The sequence below is a fragment of the Sinorhizobium numidicum genome, from assembly GCF_029892045.1.
In the GTDB taxonomy this organism is placed as follows: domain Bacteria; phylum Pseudomonadota; class Alphaproteobacteria; order Rhizobiales; family Rhizobiaceae; genus Sinorhizobium; species Sinorhizobium numidicum.
This window is the reverse complement of sequence record NZ_CP120368.1, coordinates 3,318,457-3,334,826: the sequence shown is the minus strand read 5'-3', so window position 1 is coordinate 3,334,826 and position 16,370 is coordinate 3,318,457. Positions and strand designations below refer to the sequence as shown.

The window sequence follows — 16,370 nt, the reverse complement described above, 5'->3', positions numbered from 1 at the left end:
GAGCCTTGTTGCACAATTCGTCTCCTTCGCACTTCGCCCAAACCGTGAGCGAGGCGAGTGTATGGGAGACGTGGAACACCGCATGAAAGACTATGTTTTCGCTCGTCCGTCGAGGCGCATGTTCCTCGCCGGTATGGCTGGCTTTGGCCTTTCCATGGTGGCATGCCGCGGGCGGGCATGGGCGGCCGCGCCTCCGGTGGACGCAACTTTCCTTTTTTCCTGCGATATCCACGCCTGTCTCATCTCGACCGAGGGGTTGGCCCCGAACTGCGAGCAGGAGGGCAAGACCGACGCCAACCTCCTGCGTCACGTTGCTGCCCTCAACGCGATTTCCGAGCAGCACTGGCCCGATACTATCGATGGGAAGCCGAGCGGTCTTCAAAGCGCCGGCGCGAGGATCGCTCGCCCGCTTGGCCTCGTGCTTGGCGGCGACATCACCGACGACGGCGGCGGTCAGGTCCGCCAACCTCGTGAAGGACGGCAGTTGCAGCAGTTCCAAAGCCGCTATGAAGAGGGACGGGGGCCGCATCATATCCACCTTCCGGTCTACGTCGGCCTTGGCAATCACGATCTCGACCAGGACGGTCCTCCGCCCAATGTCGATTGGTACCGCCGCGAGCTGCGCGACTATGTCGAACTTACGCATCGCCAAAGCGTGTTCTACAAACCGCCGGTGCCGGTGACGAACTACGATCCGCTGTCGGACAATTATTCCTGGGACTGGGGCGGTCTGCATCTGGTACAACTCCAGCGCTTCGGCGGAGACGAAAACAAAGGGGCGATAAACGGCCTGCCATGGCTGCGACGCGACCTCGCTTCCTATGCCGCCGATGGCCGGCCAGTCGCCTTGTTCCAGCATTATGGCTGGGATCCTTTCTCGATCGAAATCTGGGATTCCGAGGCAAAGACCTTCGACGATCAGGGACAAGGCCAGCCGCATTGGTGGAGCAGCGGCGAACGCGCGGGCTTGCTTGACGTCCTGAAAGGATACAACATCGTCGGGATTTTCCACGGTCACGAGCATGATAGAGTGATGGCCTATCGGGTCGGGGAATTCGACGTTTTCAAACCGAGAGCTGCTTACCTCGGCGGCTTCGCGGTCGTCCGGGTAACCGACAGCTTCATGGACATGGTCTTTGCCGAAGCTCGAGGGGAGAACGGCGCGTCGGTTTTCACGCAGGCTTTCAGCAAGCGTTTCAACTGAATCGCCTGCCTCGAATTCTGTCCGGCCGGCTCCCGCCGGATGTTTTTGATTTACGTACATCAAGAATTCCTCTAAGGGGTTTACCCGGAGGAAAAGATGCGACCGACAGTTCACGATATCGCCGCTGAGGCGGGCGTCAGTCTGGCGACTGTCGACCGGGTTCTGAACAACCGTCCGGGTGTCAGGTCGGTCACGCGCGATAGGGTCGAGCGTGCGATCGTAACACTTGGTTACGTGCGCGATGTCGCCGCTGCCAATCTCGCCAAAGGCCGCAGCTATCCGTTCGTCTTCATTCTGCCTGCCGGAGAAAACTCGTTCATGCGCGGGCTGGAGGCCGAGCTGCGCTCGGCCATGGCGCGTTCGGCTGCCGAGCGAACGAATATCACTATTCTCTCTGTTCCCGCCTTCGACGCCCAGGCGCTCGCCGCAGCGCTTTCGCAGGCGCATCAGCGCCGGCCCGCAGGCGTGGCGGTGGTCGCCGTCGACGCGCCTGAGGTGACGGAAGCGGTGAAGCAGCTGCGCATGGACGGCATTGCCGTCGTAACCCTCGTTTCCGATCTGCCCGGGTCGGGGCGCGATCATTTCGCCGGCGTCGACAATATTGCCGCCGGCCGAACCGCCGGAACCCTGATGGGCCGGTTCCTTGGCGACCGCGAAGGTCCGGTCGCCGTGTTGGCGGGCTCCATGCTGGTGCGCGACCACCGGGATCGGCTGGAAGGGTTCAGGGCCGTCATGGGCGAGGCTTTTGCCGGGCGGAAAATCCTGCCGGTGATCGAGGGCCAGGACAACCCGGCGCTCGTCGAGGAACTGGTAGACACGCTTCTTGCTCGTCATCCGGATCTCGCCGGCATCTACAGTCTCGGCGCGGGCAACCGCGGTCTTGTCGCCGCGCTTGAAAAGGCGGGCAGGGCCAGAACGATCTGTGCCATCGCCCACGAGTTGACGCCGCACAGCCGCGCCGCGCTGCTTTCCGGAACGATCGACGCCGTGCTCAACCAGGATGCCGGCCACGAGGTCAGAAGCGCGATCCGTGTTCTGAAAGCGAAGGCGGACGGGCTGCCGGTGATCGAGGCGCAGGAACGCATCCGCATCGATATTTTCCTGAAGGATAACCTGCCGATCGAACAGGCATAGGAGGGAACGCCCCATGTATCTCGGACTGGATCTCGGCACGTCCGGCGTCAAGGCGATGCTTATCGATGACGAGCAGCGCATCATCGGTTCCGCGTCAGGCGCACTTGATGTCTCGCGTCCGCATCCCGGCTGGTCGGAGCAGGACCCGGCCGATTGGATCCGGGCGACCGAGCAGGCTCTCGATGCCCTCAAGGCAGCGCACCCCGACGCGCTTGCCGCCGTGCGCGGGATCGGCCTTTCCGGCCAGATGCATGGCGCGACACTCCTCGACAAGCATGATGCCGCACTCCGTCCCTGCATTCTTTGGAACGACACCCGCAGCTTCCGCCAGGCGGCCGCGCTCGACAGTGACCCTCAGTTCCGGGCGCTGACGGGAAACATCGTCTTTCCGGGCTTCACCGCGCCCAAACTCGCCTGGGTGCGCGAAAACGAACCGGAAATCTTCGCTGAAGTGCGTTGGATCCTGCTGCCCAAGGACTATCTGCGTCTGTGGCTGACGGGCGAGCACATGTCGGAAATGTCCGATTCCGCCGGCACCTCCTGGCTCGACACGGGCAAGCGCAAATGGTCGGAAAGCCTGCTTGCGGCCACCCAGCTCGATGAACGGCAGATGCCGGACCTGGTCGAAGGGACGGACAGCGCCGGCACGTTGTGCCCGGAACTCGCGAGCCGCTGGGGCATGGGCTCGGGCGTCGTGGTCGCTGGCGGCGCCGGCGACAACGCGGCCTCCGCCTGCGGCATGGGCACGGTCGGCGAGGGACAGGCCTTCGTCTCGCTCGGCACCTCCGGCGTGCTTTTCGCCGCCAACGCGCGTTACCTTCCCAATCCGGAAAGTGCGGTCCACGCCTTTTGCCACGCCCTGCCGAACACCTGGCATCAGATGGGCGTGATCCTTTCGGCGACGGATGCGCTCAACTGGCATTCAGGCGTCACCGGCAGAAGTGCCGGGGAGCTGACCGGCGAACTCGGCGACACGCTCAACTCGCCGGGCTCGGTGACGTTCCTTCCCTATCTCTCTGGCGAACGGACGCCGCATAACGACGCGGCGATCCGTGGCGCCTTTGTCGGCCTGGGCCACGAAAGCTCTCGCGCGGCATTGACCCAGGCAGTGCTCGAAGGCGTTTCCTTTGCGATCCGCGACAGCCTGGAGGCGCTGCGCGCCGCCGGCACGAGGCTCACGCGCGTGACCGCGATCGGCGGCGGTTCGCGGTCGCGCTACTGGCTGAAATCGATCGCGACCGCGCTCGATCTGCCGGTCGATCTGCCGGCTGACGGTGACTTCGGGGCGGCATTCGGCGCGGCGCGACTCGGTCTGATCGCCGCCACCGGCGCCAATCCGGTCGCAACCTGCTTCGCACCGGCAACGGCGGAGACAATTGCGCCGGAAACGTCGCTGGTATCAGCCTATGAGGACGCCTACCAGCGCTATCGCCGGCTCTACCCGGCGATCAAGGAGGCGACGCTGTGATCGCCTCCTGCAAGCTCGACTGCGACCGGCCGCGCTTTGTCGCGGGCGCTGTCGTGGCGGAAATCAATCTATTGTGCCGGGACCTTGTCGAGGAATCCGGTCACCTGTTTCAGCCGGCCGTTCTCGACGATGCCGAAGTCTGTTCCTTCGATGACGGAAGCGCCGCCCGGTCCGAGCGTCCAGGAGAAGCGGATCGTATCGGCAACGCCGTCCGGGTTGCCCTTGAGGGCGAAGCGGAAGCCCGGAAATTGATGCTGGACACCCGCGATCATCGTGCCGATCGACTCGCGGCCGCCTCCCTGCATGACCGGGTCGCGGTAGGCGACGTCTGCGGTGAAGGCCTGTTCGACAAGCGCATCGCGTCGTGCGGCATCGGTTTCGTTCCAGGCGGCGATATAGGCTTCGGCAATATGGTTGAGGTCGTGCATCGGGATTTTCCCTCCGTCTCGTGTTTCGACGCGCTGATTGTCGGCGAGCGAGGGAATGAAACCAATTACCTTCCACGTAATGGCCGCGCCCCCCGGGCGCAGCGCTGGCATTTCACCATCAATTAAGAGGAGACAGCCGTGAGCACGGGATTTTTCGGCGATATCGCCAAGATAAAATACGAAGGACCGGAGAGCACCAAGCCGCTCGCCTTCCGTCATTATAATCCGGACGAGATCGTTCTCGGCAAGCGGATGGAGGATCACCTTCGCTTTGCCATTGCCTATTGGCACACCTTTGTCTGGCCGGGCGGCGACCCCTTCGGCGGGCAGACCTTCGAGCGTCCCTGGTTCAAGGATACGATGGAGGCCGCGAAGCTGAAGGCCGACGTCGCCTTCGAATTCTTCCAGCTTCTTGGCGTGCCTTTCTACTGCTTCCACGACGCGGACGTGCGTCCGGAGGGCAGGAATTTCGCCGAGAACACCAGCAATCTCAACGAGATTGTCGATTATTTCGCCAAGAAGCAGGCCGAAACCGGCGTCAAGCTGCTCTGGGGCACGGCGAACCTCTTTTCGAACCGGCGCTACATGTCGGGTGCGGCGACCAACCCCGATCCGGACGTGTTCGCCTTTGCGGCCGCAACGGTGAAGACTTGCATCGACGCAACGCAGAAGCTCGGCGGCGAGAACTACGTACTCTGGGGCGGACGCGAGGGATATGAGACCCTGCTCAATACCGACCTAAAACGGGAACTCGACCAGCTCGGCCGCTTCGTCAATCTCGTCGTCGAATACAAGCACAAGATCGGCTTCAAGGGCACGATCCTAATAGAGCCGAAGCCGCAGGAGCCGACCAAGCATCAATACGACTACGACGTCGCAACGGTCTATGGCTTCCTCAAGAAGTACGGTCTCGAGAACGAGGTGAAGGTCAATATCGAGCAGGGCCACGCGATCCTCGCGGGTCACTCGTTCGAGCACGAACTGGCGCTCGCCAATGCGCTTGGGATCTTCGGCTCGATTGACATGAACCGCAACGACTACCAGTCCGGGTGGGACACGGACCAGTTCCCGAACAATGTTCCGGAAATGGCGCTCGCCTATTACCAGGTGCTTGCAGGCGGCGGCTTCAAGACCGGCGGCACCAATTTCGACGCCAAGCTGCGCCGTCAGTCGATTGACCCGGAAGACCTGCTGATTGGTCACATCGGCGGCATGGATTGCTGCGCGCGCGGTCTCAAGGCGGCGGCGAAGATGATCGAGGACAGGGCGCTGTCGGCGCCGCTCGAAAAGCGCTATGCCGGCTGGAACGTGCCCGAAGCGAACAAGATGCTCGGCGGCGGTTTCTCGCTGGACGAGATCGAGGCTTGGGTGCGCAAGTCGGACCTCAATCCGCAGCCGAAATCCGGGAAGCAGGAGCTTTTGGAAAACGTCGTCAATCGTTACGTTTGACAAACCGAAGGAGCGTACGGGCCGCTTACAACGTAGCCCGTCCGTTTATTCGAACCCGCATGTCTACGCGTTTTGCGCGGCGTTGCGATTGCGTAGAAACGGATTTTGGAGATAGCAGAAGCACATTGCCCCTCGCGGAAAATCTGTTAGCTTCTGCCTCCTGCAACGTTGCAGGTATATCAGTTTATCGCAGAAATTGCGCGGCAAAGCGCCGAACTTATCAATCGACCGGCACGCCGGTTTATCAGATAGCCGATCCATCAGGGAGGAAATCAGCATGAAGACGATCAAGGGACCGGGGCTCTTTCTCGCACAATTCGCTGGCGATGCCGCCCCCTTCAACTCCTGGGACTCGATCACTAAGTGGGCGGCCGATTGCGGCTATAAGGGGGTGCAGGTTCCGAGCTGGGACGGCCGTCTCTTCGACCTGAAGAAAGCCGCGGAATCGAAGACCTATTGCGACGAGATCGCCGGCAAGGCACGCGCCAACGGCGTGGAGATTACCGAGCTCTCGACCCATCTGCAGGGTCAATTGGTTGCGGTGCATCCGGCCTATGACGAAGCGTTCGACGGTTTTGCAGCCCATGAAGTGCGTGGCGACCCGAAGGCACGCCAGCAATGGGCCGTCGAGCAGGTAAAGCTTGCGCTGACGGCCTCGAAGAACCTCGGCCTCAACGCCATGGCGAGCTTCTCCGGCGCGCTTGCCTGGCCCTTCGTTTATCCCTGGCCGCAGCGCCCGGCGGGTCTGGTGGAGACGGCGTTCGACGAGCTTGCCCGGCGGTGGAAGCCGATCCTCGACCATGCCGAGGATTGCGGCGTCGACGTCTGCTACGAGATCCATCCGGGCGAGGACCTCCACGACGGCATCACCTACGAGATGTTCCTGGAGCGCACCGGCAATCATGCCCGCGCCTGTATGCTCTACGACCCGTCGCACTACGTGCTGCAGTGCCTCGACTACCTCGACAATATCGACATCTACAAGGACCGCATCCGGATGTTCCACGTCAAGGACGCGGAGTTCAACCCGACCGGTCGCCAGGGAGTCTACGGCGGCTTCCAAAGCTGGGTGAACCGTGCGGGACGCTTCCGCTCGCTCGGCGACGGCCAGGTCGATTTCGGGGCGGTCTTTTCCAAAATGACGGCGAATGATTTCTCCGGCTGGGCGGTGGTCGAGTGGGAGTGCTGCCTGAAGCATCCGGAAGACGGCGCGCGCGAAGGCGCGGAATTCGTCAAGGCGCACATCATCCGCGTCACCGAAAAAGCATTCGATGACTTTGCCGACAGCGGGGCGGACGAGGCGGCCAATCGGCGAATGCTGGGACTGTAACCGCCCGTCACCCCCCCTTTCCCGCCTGCGGGGAAGGGGCTTTACCGCAATCTGTACTGATGAAATCGGGGGCATCGCCACAGGTGTCCTTCTCCCCGTCAAAACGGGGAGAAGGTGGCCGGCAGGGCCGGATGAGGAGCGGTCACCGCGAGAACGAAAAGGAGAGAAAACACAATGGCTATCGAGGGAACCAGCACGGAAAATCGTCAAAAGCGTATCCGGCTCGGCATGGTGGGCGGGGGCTCCGGCGCCTTCATCGGCGCGGTGCATCGGATTGCCGCAAGGCTCGATGACCACTATGAGCTGGTCGCGGGTGCGCTATCGTCGACGCCGGAAAAGGCCGAGGCCTCCGGCCGCGAACTCGGACTCGATCCGGCGCGGGTCTATTCGGATTTCAAAGAAATGGCGATCCGCGAGGCGAAGCTGAAGAATGGCATCGAGGCCGTGGCGATCGTGACGCCGAACCATGTTCATTACGCCGCCGCGAAGGAATTCCTGAAGCGCGGCATCCATGTCATCTGCGACAAGCCGCTGACCTCGACGCTTGCAGACGCGAAGAAGTTCAAGAAGGCGGTCGACGAAAGCGATGCGCTTTTCGTGCTGACGCATAATTATACCGGCTACCCGATGGTGCGGCAGGCGCGCGAAATGATCGCGAACGGCGATATCGGCGCAGTTCGCCTCGTGCAGATGGAATATCCGCAGGATTGGCTGACCGAGAACATCGAGCGGTCCGGCCAGAAACAGGCAGCGTGGCGCACCGATCCGGCCCGTTCCGGCGCCGGCGGCTCCACCGGCGATATCGGTACCCATGCCTATAATCTCGGCTGTTTCGTCTCCGGCCTCGAACTCGAAGAACTCTCGGCCGATCTCGACAGCTTCGTCAGTGGGCGGCAGCTCGACGACAATGCCCATGTGATGATGCGCTTCAAGGCGAAGGACGGGGCGCGCGCCAAGGGCATGCTCTGGTGCAGCCAGGTGGCGCCCGGCCATGAAAACGGTCTGATGGTGCGCGTCTACGGCACCAAGGGCGGCCTTGAATGGACCCAGAAGGACCCGAACTATCTTTGGTACACGCCTTTCGGCGAGCCGAAGCGTCTGCTGACGCGCGCCGGGGCCGGGGCGGGACCCGCGGCTGGCCGTGTTTCGCGTGTTCCCTCCGGCCATCCGGAAGGCTATCTCGAAGGCTTCGCCAATATCTATTCGGAGGCCGCCCGGGCGATTTTCGCCAAGCGGAACGGCGCCAAAGTGGATTCTGCGGTGACCTATCCGACGATCGATGATGGCATGAAGGGCATGATCTTCGTAGACGCCTGCGTGCAGTCCTCCAAACGCAACGGCGCCTGGATCAAGGTCTGACCGGCGCCCGCAAAATAGAAAAGGGCGGGGAGTACCTCGCCCTTTTTCACGGGTTGACATTTGCCGCTGCGGGTTTAGGCCACGTTCAAAAAATCGAGTGGAGGCAGCAATGCCGGATTTTCCGGCGTCGGCTGCACAGATGACGAGGATCATAATGATCGAAGCCAAGAAACTGGCAGAGCGCTTCCCCGGCGACTTTATCTTCGGCGTTGCCACCGCATCTTTCCAGATCGAAGGTGCGAGCAAGGCGGACGGTCGCAAAGCCTCGATCTGGGACGCTTTCTCGAACATGCCCGGCCGAGTCTTCGGGCGGCACAACGGCGATGTCGCCTGCGATCACTACAACCGGCTGGAACAAGATCTCGATCTCATCAAGAGCCTCGGCGTCGAGGCCTACCGCTTCTCGATCGCCTGGCCGCGTATCATTCCTGAGGGCACGGGCCCAATCAACGAGAAGGGACTCGATTTCTACGACCGCTTGGTCGACGGTTTGAGAACGCGGGGCATCAAGGCCTTTGCGACGCTTTACCACTGGGATCTGCCGCTTGCGCTGATGAGCGACGGCGGCTGGACGGCGCGGACCACCGCCTATGCCTACCAGCGCTATGCGAAAACCGTGATCGCCCGGCTCGGCGATAGGCTCGATGCGGTCGCGACCTTCAACGAGCCGTGGTGTTCGGTCTGGCTGGGCCATCTTTACGGCGTCCATGCGCCCGGCGAGCGCAATATGGATGCAGCGCTAGCGGCGCTCCACTTCACCAACCTCGCCCATGGTCTCGGCGTCGAAGCGATCCGCTCGGAACGGCCGAATCTGCCCACCGGCATTGTCATCAACGCCCATTCGGTCTACCCGGGCAGCAATAGCGCCAAGGACAAGGCCGCGGCCGAGCGCGCCTTCGATTTTCACAACGGCGTCTTCTTCGGTCCGATCTTCAAGGGCGAGTATCCGGAGGGCTTCCTCTCGGCGCTCGGCGACCGCATGCCGCTGATCGAGGATGGCGACATGAAGACGATCGCACAGCCGCTCGACTGGTGGGGCCTCAACTATTATACGCCGATGCGGGTCTCGCATGATCCGGCTGCAGGTGCCGAATATCCGGCGACCGTCAATTCGAAGCCGGTGAGCGACGTGAAGACGGATATCGGCTGGGAAGTCTATGCGCCGGCGCTTGGCACCTTGGTCGAAACGCTCAATGCACGCTACGACCTTCCCGACTGCTACATCACCGAGAACGGCGCCTGCTACAACATGGGCGTCGAGAACGGCGCCGTCGACGATCAGCCGCGGCTCGATTACATCGCCGATCATCTGGCGGTGACGGCGGACCTGATCGCCAAGGGCCATCCGATGCGCGGTTATTTCGCCTGGAGCCTGATGGACAATTTCGAATGGGCGGAAGGCTATCGGATGCGCTTCGGCATCGTCCACGTGGACTATGAAACGCAGGTGCGCACGATCAAGAAAAGCGGCTATTGGTACAAGGAACTGGCGGAGCAGTTTCCGAAGGGCAACCACGAGCCGGCATGAGGCGAGCGGCAATGGCCTGTCCGTGTGGCAGGCCGACGTTGTTCCGCACAAAAAGAGTAGACTTTTGCTCCGAACCGCTGCCTTCGGAAAAAATGTGCCTGTGACACAGAGCAGCCGAGGGCCATAACAAACGCGAAGCTCGCGGCATGGCAGCCTTGCCGTGACGACGTTGAACTAACCGGTTGTCTGATGATAGAGAGTCGCTCCCCGTTCCGAATGCGTTGTCGAATGTCGGCCTGACCCGACGCATTTTCCGTCCCGGCCTGCTGCGCCTGGGGCAAGAGTTTCGAACATCCGAGAGCATCATGTATCCTTATATCGTTGTGATCCCTCTTCTGGGGGCGACCGAACAATGACCGTTCCTCTTTCCGAGCTTTCGCCTGCCGATGCTTCAGTCGTCTTCGACGGCGTTTCGAAGCGCTTTGCAGCATCCGGTGAAAGCGGCGCTTTCACCGCCCTCGACAATGTCAGCCTGACGATCGGCCGCGGTTCGATCACCGGCATCATCGGCCGCTCCGGCGCGGGTAAATCCACACTGATCCGGCTGGTCAACGGCCTCGAAAAGCCTTCGGACGGCAAGGTTCTTGTCGACGGTGTCGATGTCGGCGCGCTCGACGAGGCGGGACTGCGCAGTCTCCGGCGTTCGATCGGCATGATCTTCCAGCATTTCAATCTGCTCTCGTCCCGCACCGTATTCGGCAACGTCGCGCTACCTCTGGAAATCGCCGGCATGGACCGGCGCTCGATCGAAGCGCGGGTGCGGCCGCTTCTCGACCTTGTCGGCCTTGCCGACAAGCATGGCCGCTATCCAGCCGAGCTTTCCGGTGGACAGAAGCAGCGCATCGGCATTGCCCGCGCGCTTGCGACCGAACCCAAGCTGTTGCTCTCGGACGAGGCGACGTCGGCGCTCGATCCGGAAACAACCCAGTCTATCCTCGAGCTCCTGAAGCGGATCAATGCCGAACTCGGGCTGACCGTTCTGCTCATCACCCACGAGATGGAGGTGGTGAAGGCCGTCACGTCGAGTGTCGCGGTGATCGACCGGGGCGAGATCGTCGAGCGCGGCCACACCTTCGATGTCTTCACCCATCCGAAACATGAGACGACGCGCGCGTTGCTCTCCGGGCTGCCGGGCTCGAAACTGCCCGAGGCAATCGCAAGAGACCTGAGGCCGATAGCCGGCGTCGGTGATCGCATCGTCGTCCGCCTCACGTTCTTCGGGGCGGCGGCCGAGCGGCCGTTGATCTCGCAGCTCATCAAGTCGATCGGCGCCGAGGTCAACATCATCGCCGGTACGATCGACGAGATCGGCGGCAGGCCTTACGGGTCGCTGGTGGTCGCCTATGCGGCGGATGCCGAAACGTCGGGGAAGGCCCAGCGCTTTTTCGGCGAGAACGGATTGGTCACGGAGGTGCTCGGCTATGTCGCCTGATCTTCTGCTTCTCATCGGCAAAGCCACGCTCGACACGCTGCGCATGGTGGCGATTGCCGGCCTCATCGGTTCGCTGATCGGCCTGCCGATCGGCATCTTCCTGGCGACCAGCGGCAAGCGCGAGCTGTTTCACGCGCCGAACGCAAACCGCATTATAGGCTTAATCGTCAACGCCACCCGCTCGACACCCTTTATCATCCTCGTTGTCGCGATCATTCCCTTCACGCGGCTGGTTACCGGCACGTCGATCGGCACGAAGGCGGCGATCGTTCCCCTGACGATTGCGACCATTCCCTTCTTCGCCCGTCTCGTAGAGGCGGCGATCCGCGACGTCGACAAAGGGCTGATCGAGGCGGCGCGCGCCATGGGTGCGACACCGATGCAGATCGTCTCGAAAGTGCTGCTCGCCGAGGCCCGGCCGGCACTGACGCTCGCATTCACCATGACCATCGTCAGCCTCATCGGTTACTCCGCAATGGTCGGCGCAGTCGGCGGCGGGGGCCTCGGCGATCTCGGCATCCGTTACGGCTATCAGCGCTTCATGCCGGACGTGATGCTTATCGTCGTGGTCGTGCTCATCGTGCTGGTGCAATTGGTGCAGAGCGCCGGCGATCGCTTTGCCCGCCGCTTCGACAAGCGCAGCCGCAAAAATTGACCTCTTTCCACCGATATCCAAGGAGCCTCACATGAAGAATATTCTCCTAGCAGCATCGCTTGCCATGGCCTTTCTCGCCGGCGCGGCGCGCGCCGAAACCATCAAGATCGGGGTCACCCCCGGTCCGCACGCGCAGATCATAGAAAAGGTCAAGGAAGTGGCGGCCACAAAGGATCTCGACATCGAAATCCTGGAATTCTCGGACTACGTGGTTCCGAACCAGGCGCTTGCCGATGGCGAGCTCAACGCCAACTCCTTCCAACACAAGCCCTATCTCGACAATCAGGTTACTGATCGCGGCTTCGACATCGTCAGCGTCGCCTATACGGTCAACTTTCCGATGGGCGTCTATTCGAAGAAGGTGAAGAGCCTGGACGAGCTCGCCGACGGCGCGACAGTCGCGATTCCGAACGATCCGACCAATGGCGGGCGCGCGCTGCTGATCCTTGCCGACAAGGGGCTGATCAAGCTCAAGGAAGGCGCCAGCCTCAAGGTCGGGCCGGCCGATGTGATCGAAAATCCGAAGAACCTCACCTTTGCCGAGCTCGATGCCGCCCAGCTTCCGCGCTCGCTGGACGATGTCGACGCCGCCGTCATCAACACCAATTACGCGCTCGAAGCCGGCCTCGATCCGGCAAAAGACCCGATCGCTCGCGAAGGCGAAAAGGCGCCCTATGTCAACATCATCGCCGTCAACAGCAAGGACAAGGATGCGCCCTGGGTCAAGACTCTGGTCGAGTCCTACCAGAACGATACGGTGAAGGCCTTTATCAATGACACCTTCAAAGGATCGGTCATCGCGGGTTGGTGATTTAGGTCTTGTGAAAAAACCGCGCGTCACGAGTTGGCGCGCGGTTTTGTTTGATCGGCAGATCCCCTGCGCTATTCTCCCGTCCTCAGAGGAAGGAGAGCGCGATGAAGGGTGGATGTCTGTGCGGCGCGGTACGCTATGAGGCGAAACGAGCGCCGCTTTATGCCGGTTTTTGCCATTGCCGCGATTGTCAGCGAGTGACCGGCACCGGCCATTCCTGCTACATCATTTTCTCGCGTAGCGATGTCGATTTCGCCGGCGAACTCCGGGCCTACGAGAAATTCGCTGAAAACGGCAATGTCACGGTCCGGCATTTCTGCGCTGCCTGCGGCAGCCAGATCTTCAGCTCCGGTCCGCCCGACGATGATCGATGGACGATCTATGCGGGCACGCTCGACGACACCTCGCTGTTCGAGCCGGCCGATGCGGTTTTCACCCGCAGCCGCCCGCACTGGGACCGGCTTGCGCTCCAGTTGGATGAGTGCGAAACACTCCCGGACTGAGCGCCTACTTCTTTAAATCGGAGCCGATTCAAGGATAAAAACATGCAGCAATTCAAAGTGCTACAGCGACCTTTGTGCGTCTGAAAAGACGCACGGCGCTGTAGGAGCGAAGCGCGCGGCTCATCCGCATTTTCGCTCCGAGATGCGTCCCCGAAGTTCGCCTGATGCGTCGACGAATTGACTTGCGAACGCCGACGACTTTAATCGGCGGCATGTCCACTCAGCTTTCTCCCCTCGACCGATCTTTCCTTTCCGGCGAACAGGGCGGGGCCTCGGCCTTCGCCATGCGTCTTCTCGTCCGTTTCGCCGAGGCCGTCGGCGCGGAACGCTTCATTGATATCGAAGCCGCCCATCTCGACGGCTGTCTCTATCTCGGTCAGGTGAGCCTCGATTTCGTCGAGCACCTCGTTAGGCTGGGCGGTCGGGTTCGCGTCCCGACGACGCTCAATGTCGCATCCGTCGATCTCATCCATCCGGAACTCTTTCGCGGCAGTGAAGAGGTCGGCAGCGGTGGCGCAAGGCTCATGAAGGCGCATGAGGAACTCGGCTGCATGCCGACCTTCACCTGCGCGCCCTACCAGACGATCTTCCGGCCGCGTTTTGGCGCTCAGATCGCCTGGGCGGAATCGAACGCCATCGTTTTTGCCAATTCCGTGCTCGGCGCCCGCACCAACCGCTACGGCGATTTCATCGATCTCTGTTGCGCGCTCACCGGTCGGGCACCCTGTTACGGCCTGCACGTAACCGAAAATCGCCGCGCGCGTGTGCTTGTGGAGGTCGAGAGCCTGCCTGAGGAGTGGGAGGAGGCGGGCCTTGCCTGTGTCGCCGTCGGGCATGTGATCGGCAGGCGATGCGGCGACCGCGTGCCGGCGATTGTCGGTCTGCCTGCCTCGACAGGTGAGGACGACCTCAAGGCTCTCGGTGCAGTTGCCGCCTCGGCGGGGGCCGTTGCGCTGTTCCACGCGGTCGGACTGACGCTGGAGGCGCCAACCGTCGAGGCCGCTTTCCAGGGCAGGGCACCGGACGAAATCATCCGGCTGACGGCGGAAGATTTGCGCGCGACCGTGCGTAATCTCTCGACGGTGCCGGATGGCACGACGCTCACTGCGGTCAGCCTCGGCACGCCGCATTTTTCGCTTTCCGAGTTCGAGCGGCTGATGCCGCGGCTTGAAGGCGAGCGGCCGGCGATCGACATCTATGTCAATACTCATCGGGCCGTGCTCGAAGAATTGCAGCGTCGCGGCTGGGAGGAGCGCCTGGAGGCTGCCGGGGTCACGCTGGTCATCGATACCTGCACCTATGTGACTGCCGTGATGCGCGACATGTCCGGCGCGGTCATGACCAATTCCGGCAAATGGGCCTATTACGCGCCCGGCAATCGGCGTCGATGTCGGCTTCGGTTCGCTTGCCGAGTGTGTGGCGTCGGCCAGAGCCGGAAAGGTGGTGCGGCTTTGACGGTCAGATTGCAGGTGACGACGCTTGTAGCCGGCACGGCGGCGGCGAAAACCCTGGTGCTTTCAGAACCCTTGAGCTTCTGGGGCGGTCTCGATTCGGCAAGCGGCAGGATTATCGACCAGTGGCATCCGCAGAAGGAAGAGGTAATGAGCGGCCGCATTCTGGTAATGCGGGCAGGGCGAGGTTCCAGTTCCGGAAGCTCGGTTCTGGCGGAAGCGCTCCGGCGCGAAACGGGGCCGGCGGCCATCGTGCTTTTTTCGCGTGACGCTATCGTTACGGTTGGCGCGATGGTTGCGGCCGAACTCTACGGCAAGAGTTGTCCAGTGGCACTCGCGCAGGAGGCGGACTGGTCAGCGATCGCCGGAGCCGCCTATTTGGCGATCGATGCCGGCGAGAGGGTGGCGACGATCGAGGTAGACTGAGACGAATAAACACGTTGCCAAACCGTTGCGGATGCGAAAAGACGGGAACTTGGATAAAGGCCGTCTCAGCCCCCGAGATGCCGCTCGCCGCGCTTCTTCGCCAGCGTGATCTGTTTCTGCCGCTGGCGATAGCGCTCGCGATCCTCTTCCGTGCGGCTCTCGTGGCAATGGACGCAGGAGACGCCTTCCTCGTGCAAGGGCGACAGGAGGTCTTCCGGGGTCAGTGGCTGGCGGCAGGCATGGCAGAGCGTGTGCTCGCCTTCCTGAAGTCCATGAGTAACCGAAACGCGCTCGTCGAAGACGAAGCAGGCGCCGTCCCAGAGGCTCTGCTCGGGCGGTATTTCCTCGAGATATTTGAGGATGCCGCCTTTCAGGTGATAGACCTCCTCGAAACCCTGCTCCTTCATGAACGCGGTCGCCTTCTCGCAGCGGATGCCGCCGGTGCAATACATGGCGATCTTCGGCTTATTGTTGAGGCCGGCGTTGTTGCGCACCCACTCGGGAAATTCCCGAAACGTCTTGGTCTTCGGATCGACGGCGCCGCGGAAGAGCCCTATTGCGGTTTCGTAGTCGTTGCGCGTGTCGATCACCAAAGTATCCGGATCGGAAATCAGCGTGTTCCAGTCCTGCGGCTCCACATAGGTACCGACCACCTTGTTTGGATCGATATTCTCGGCGCCCATGGTGACGATCTCCTTCTTCAGCCGCACCTTCATGCGCAGGAAGGGCATGGACGAAGCCCGGCTCTCCTTGTGTACGAGGCAGGCGAATTCTGGCTGGGCGCGCAGATAGGCAAGCACCGCGGCAATGCCCTTGTCGGTGCCGGCGATCGTCCCGTTGATCCCCTCATGCGCGATGAGCAGCGTGCCTTTCACGCCGTTGGCGTCACAGATTGCCTGCAGCGGCTCGCGGAATTCGGCGAAGCGCTGGAAGGAAACAAAATGATAAAGCGCGGCTACCAGAAACTGGCCTTGCGTCTCCGGGCGCGGTGTCGTCAGCATGTCGGTCATGGCCACGCAAATACAGCTTTCGGGCGCCAAGTGCAATTGCGGCGGCCGCGCCGAATTGTCCCGCGCGTCGTGAGGACGGAATGATTTGCCCCTCAGCCCGGCCCTCTACGCGCAAGCGGGGGATTTTTGAGCGGCCCGCGCGTCTCGTTGCCCGACTTGCAGGGATAAGGTGATCGGCGGGC

At 62.0% G+C, this 16,370-nt stretch carries 14 protein-coding genes and 1 pseudogene; 13 read left to right on the top strand and 2 right to left on the bottom strand.

What is annotated here, in order from left to right; translation table 11 throughout:
• Positions 1-118: 118 nt before the first annotated feature.
• The 3 genes from PYH37_RS27260 (at position 119) to xylB (ending at position 3,806) form a co-directional block, all read left to right on the top strand.
• Positions 119-1,204, top strand: coding sequence for a metallophosphoesterase (locus tag PYH37_RS27260; protein ID WP_280735982.1), 1,086 nt, complete (start codon positions 119-121; stop codon positions 1,202-1,204).
• A gap of 96 nt (positions 1,205-1,300) precedes the next feature.
• Positions 1,301-2,338: a LacI family DNA-binding transcriptional regulator gene (locus PYH37_RS27255; RefSeq protein WP_280734586.1), complete on the top strand. Its 1,038-nt coding sequence runs from the start codon at positions 1,301-1,303 to the stop codon at positions 2,336-2,338.
• A gap of 13 nt (positions 2,339-2,351) precedes the next feature.
• The gene (gene xylB / locus PYH37_RS27250) at positions 2,352-3,806 is read left to right on the top strand and encodes a xylulokinase (RefSeq protein WP_280734585.1); all 1,455 of its coding nucleotides are present in this window, start codon (positions 2,352-2,354) and stop codon (positions 3,804-3,806) included.
• Between the two features lie 68 nt (positions 3,807-3,874).
• Here xylB and PYH37_RS27245 read toward each other — a convergent pair whose 3' ends face one another.
• Positions 3,875-4,345, bottom strand: coding sequence for a nuclear transport factor 2 family protein (locus PYH37_RS27245; protein WP_425336125.1), 471 nt, complete (start codon positions 4,343-4,345; stop codon positions 3,875-3,877).
• Positions 4,346-4,372: 27 nt separating this feature from the next.
• On the opposite strand from PYH37_RS27245, the gene xylA reads away from it, so the two are divergent.
• The 10 genes and pseudogenes from xylA (at position 4,373) to PYH37_RS27195 (ending at position 15,178) form a co-directional block, all read left to right on the top strand.
• Positions 4,373-5,683 carry a xylose isomerase gene (gene xylA, locus PYH37_RS27240; RefSeq protein WP_280734584.1) on the top strand — a complete coding sequence of 437 codons (1,311 nt, stop codon included), beginning with the start codon at positions 4,373-4,375 and terminating at the stop codon, positions 5,681-5,683.
• Between the two features lie 277 nt (positions 5,684-5,960).
• Positions 5,961-7,013: a sugar phosphate isomerase/epimerase family protein gene (locus PYH37_RS27235; RefSeq protein ID WP_280734583.1), complete on the top strand. Its 1,053-nt coding sequence runs from the start codon at positions 5,961-5,963 to the stop codon at positions 7,011-7,013.
• Positions 7,014-7,187: 174 nt separating this feature from the next.
• Complete coding sequence (locus tag PYH37_RS27230) at positions 7,188-8,372, top strand: Gfo/Idh/MocA family protein (protein ID WP_280734582.1); 1,185 nt, start codon at positions 7,188-7,190, stop codon at positions 8,370-8,372.
• 154 nt (positions 8,373-8,526) lie between these two features.
• Positions 8,527-9,900: a GH1 family beta-glucosidase gene (locus tag PYH37_RS27225; RefSeq protein ID WP_280735980.1), complete on the top strand. Its 1,374-nt coding sequence runs from the start codon at positions 8,527-8,529 to the stop codon at positions 9,898-9,900.
• Between the two features lie 352 nt (positions 9,901-10,252).
• Positions 10,253-11,332 (top strand): methionine ABC transporter ATP-binding protein, encoded by a 1,080-nt coding sequence (locus PYH37_RS27220; RefSeq protein WP_280734581.1) that lies wholly within the window; start codon positions 10,253-10,255, stop codon positions 11,330-11,332.
• A complete protein-coding gene (locus PYH37_RS27215) occupies positions 11,322-11,987 on the top strand; it encodes a methionine ABC transporter permease (RefSeq protein ID WP_280734580.1) in 666 nt (221 codons plus the stop codon). The genes PYH37_RS27220 and PYH37_RS27215 overlap by 11 nt, the downstream gene beginning before the upstream one ends.
• Before the next feature lie 31 nt (positions 11,988-12,018).
• The gene (locus tag PYH37_RS27210) at positions 12,019-12,798 is read left to right on the top strand and encodes a MetQ/NlpA family ABC transporter substrate-binding protein (protein WP_280734578.1); all 780 of its coding nucleotides are present in this window, start codon (positions 12,019-12,021) and stop codon (positions 12,796-12,798) included.
• 104 nt (positions 12,799-12,902) lie between these two features.
• A complete protein-coding gene (locus tag PYH37_RS27205; RefSeq protein ID WP_280734577.1) occupies positions 12,903-13,301 on the top strand; it encodes a GFA family protein in 399 nt (132 codons plus the stop codon).
• Between the two features lie 212 nt (positions 13,302-13,513).
• Positions 13,514-14,756 (top strand): annotated as a pseudogene (locus PYH37_RS27200) (aconitase X).
• The gene (locus tag PYH37_RS27195) at positions 14,714-15,178 is read left to right on the top strand and encodes an aconitase X swivel domain-containing protein (protein ID WP_280734576.1); all 465 of its coding nucleotides are present in this window, start codon (positions 14,714-14,716) and stop codon (positions 15,176-15,178) included. Before PYH37_RS27200 ends, PYH37_RS27195 begins: the two are co-directional and overlap by 43 nt.
• A 65-nt stretch (positions 15,179-15,243) precedes the next feature.
• On the opposite strand, the gene trhO is transcribed toward PYH37_RS27195, so the two are convergent.
• Positions 15,244-16,188, bottom strand: a complete 945-nt coding sequence (gene trhO, locus PYH37_RS27190) for an oxygen-dependent tRNA uridine(34) hydroxylase TrhO (protein ID WP_280735979.1) — start codon at positions 16,186-16,188, stop codon at positions 15,244-15,246.
• Positions 16,189-16,370 lie beyond the last annotated feature (182 nt).

Bases quoted from the DNA above. Each gene is read 5' to 3' on its own strand.
- PYH37_RS27260 (WP_280735982.1), top strand. From the start codon at position 119: ATGTTCCTCGCCGGTATGGCTGGCTTTGGCCTTTCCATGGTGGCATGC.
- PYH37_RS27255 (WP_280734586.1), top strand. From the start codon at position 1,301: ATGCGACCGACAGTTCACGATATCGCCGCTGAGGCGGGCGTCAGTCTG.
- xylB (WP_280734585.1), top strand. From the start codon at position 2,352: ATGTATCTCGGACTGGATCTCGGCACGTCCGGCGTCAAGGCGATGCTT.
- PYH37_RS27245 (WP_425336125.1), bottom strand. From the start codon at position 4,345: ATGCCAGCGCTGCGCCCGGGGGGCGCGGCCATTACGTGGAAGGTAATT.
- PYH37_RS27235 (WP_280734583.1), top strand. From the start codon at position 5,961: ATGAAGACGATCAAGGGACCGGGGCTCTTTCTCGCACAATTCGCTGGC.
- PYH37_RS27230 (WP_280734582.1), top strand. From the start codon at position 7,188: ATGGCTATCGAGGGAACCAGCACGGAAAATCGTCAAAAGCGTATCCGG.
- PYH37_RS27225 (WP_280735980.1), top strand. From the start codon at position 8,527: ATGATCGAAGCCAAGAAACTGGCAGAGCGCTTCCCCGGCGACTTTATC.
- PYH37_RS27220 (WP_280734581.1), top strand. From the start codon at position 10,253: ATGACCGTTCCTCTTTCCGAGCTTTCGCCTGCCGATGCTTCAGTCGTC.
- PYH37_RS27215 (WP_280734580.1), top strand. From the start codon at position 11,322: ATGTCGCCTGATCTTCTGCTTCTCATCGGCAAAGCCACGCTCGACACG.
- PYH37_RS27210 (WP_280734578.1), top strand. From the start codon at position 12,019: ATGAAGAATATTCTCCTAGCAGCATCGCTTGCCATGGCCTTTCTCGCC.
- PYH37_RS27205 (WP_280734577.1), top strand. From the start codon at position 12,903: ATGAAGGGTGGATGTCTGTGCGGCGCGGTACGCTATGAGGCGAAACGA.
- trhO (WP_280735979.1), bottom strand. From the start codon at position 16,188: ATGACCGACATGCTGACGACACCGCGCCCGGAGACGCAAGGCCAGTTT.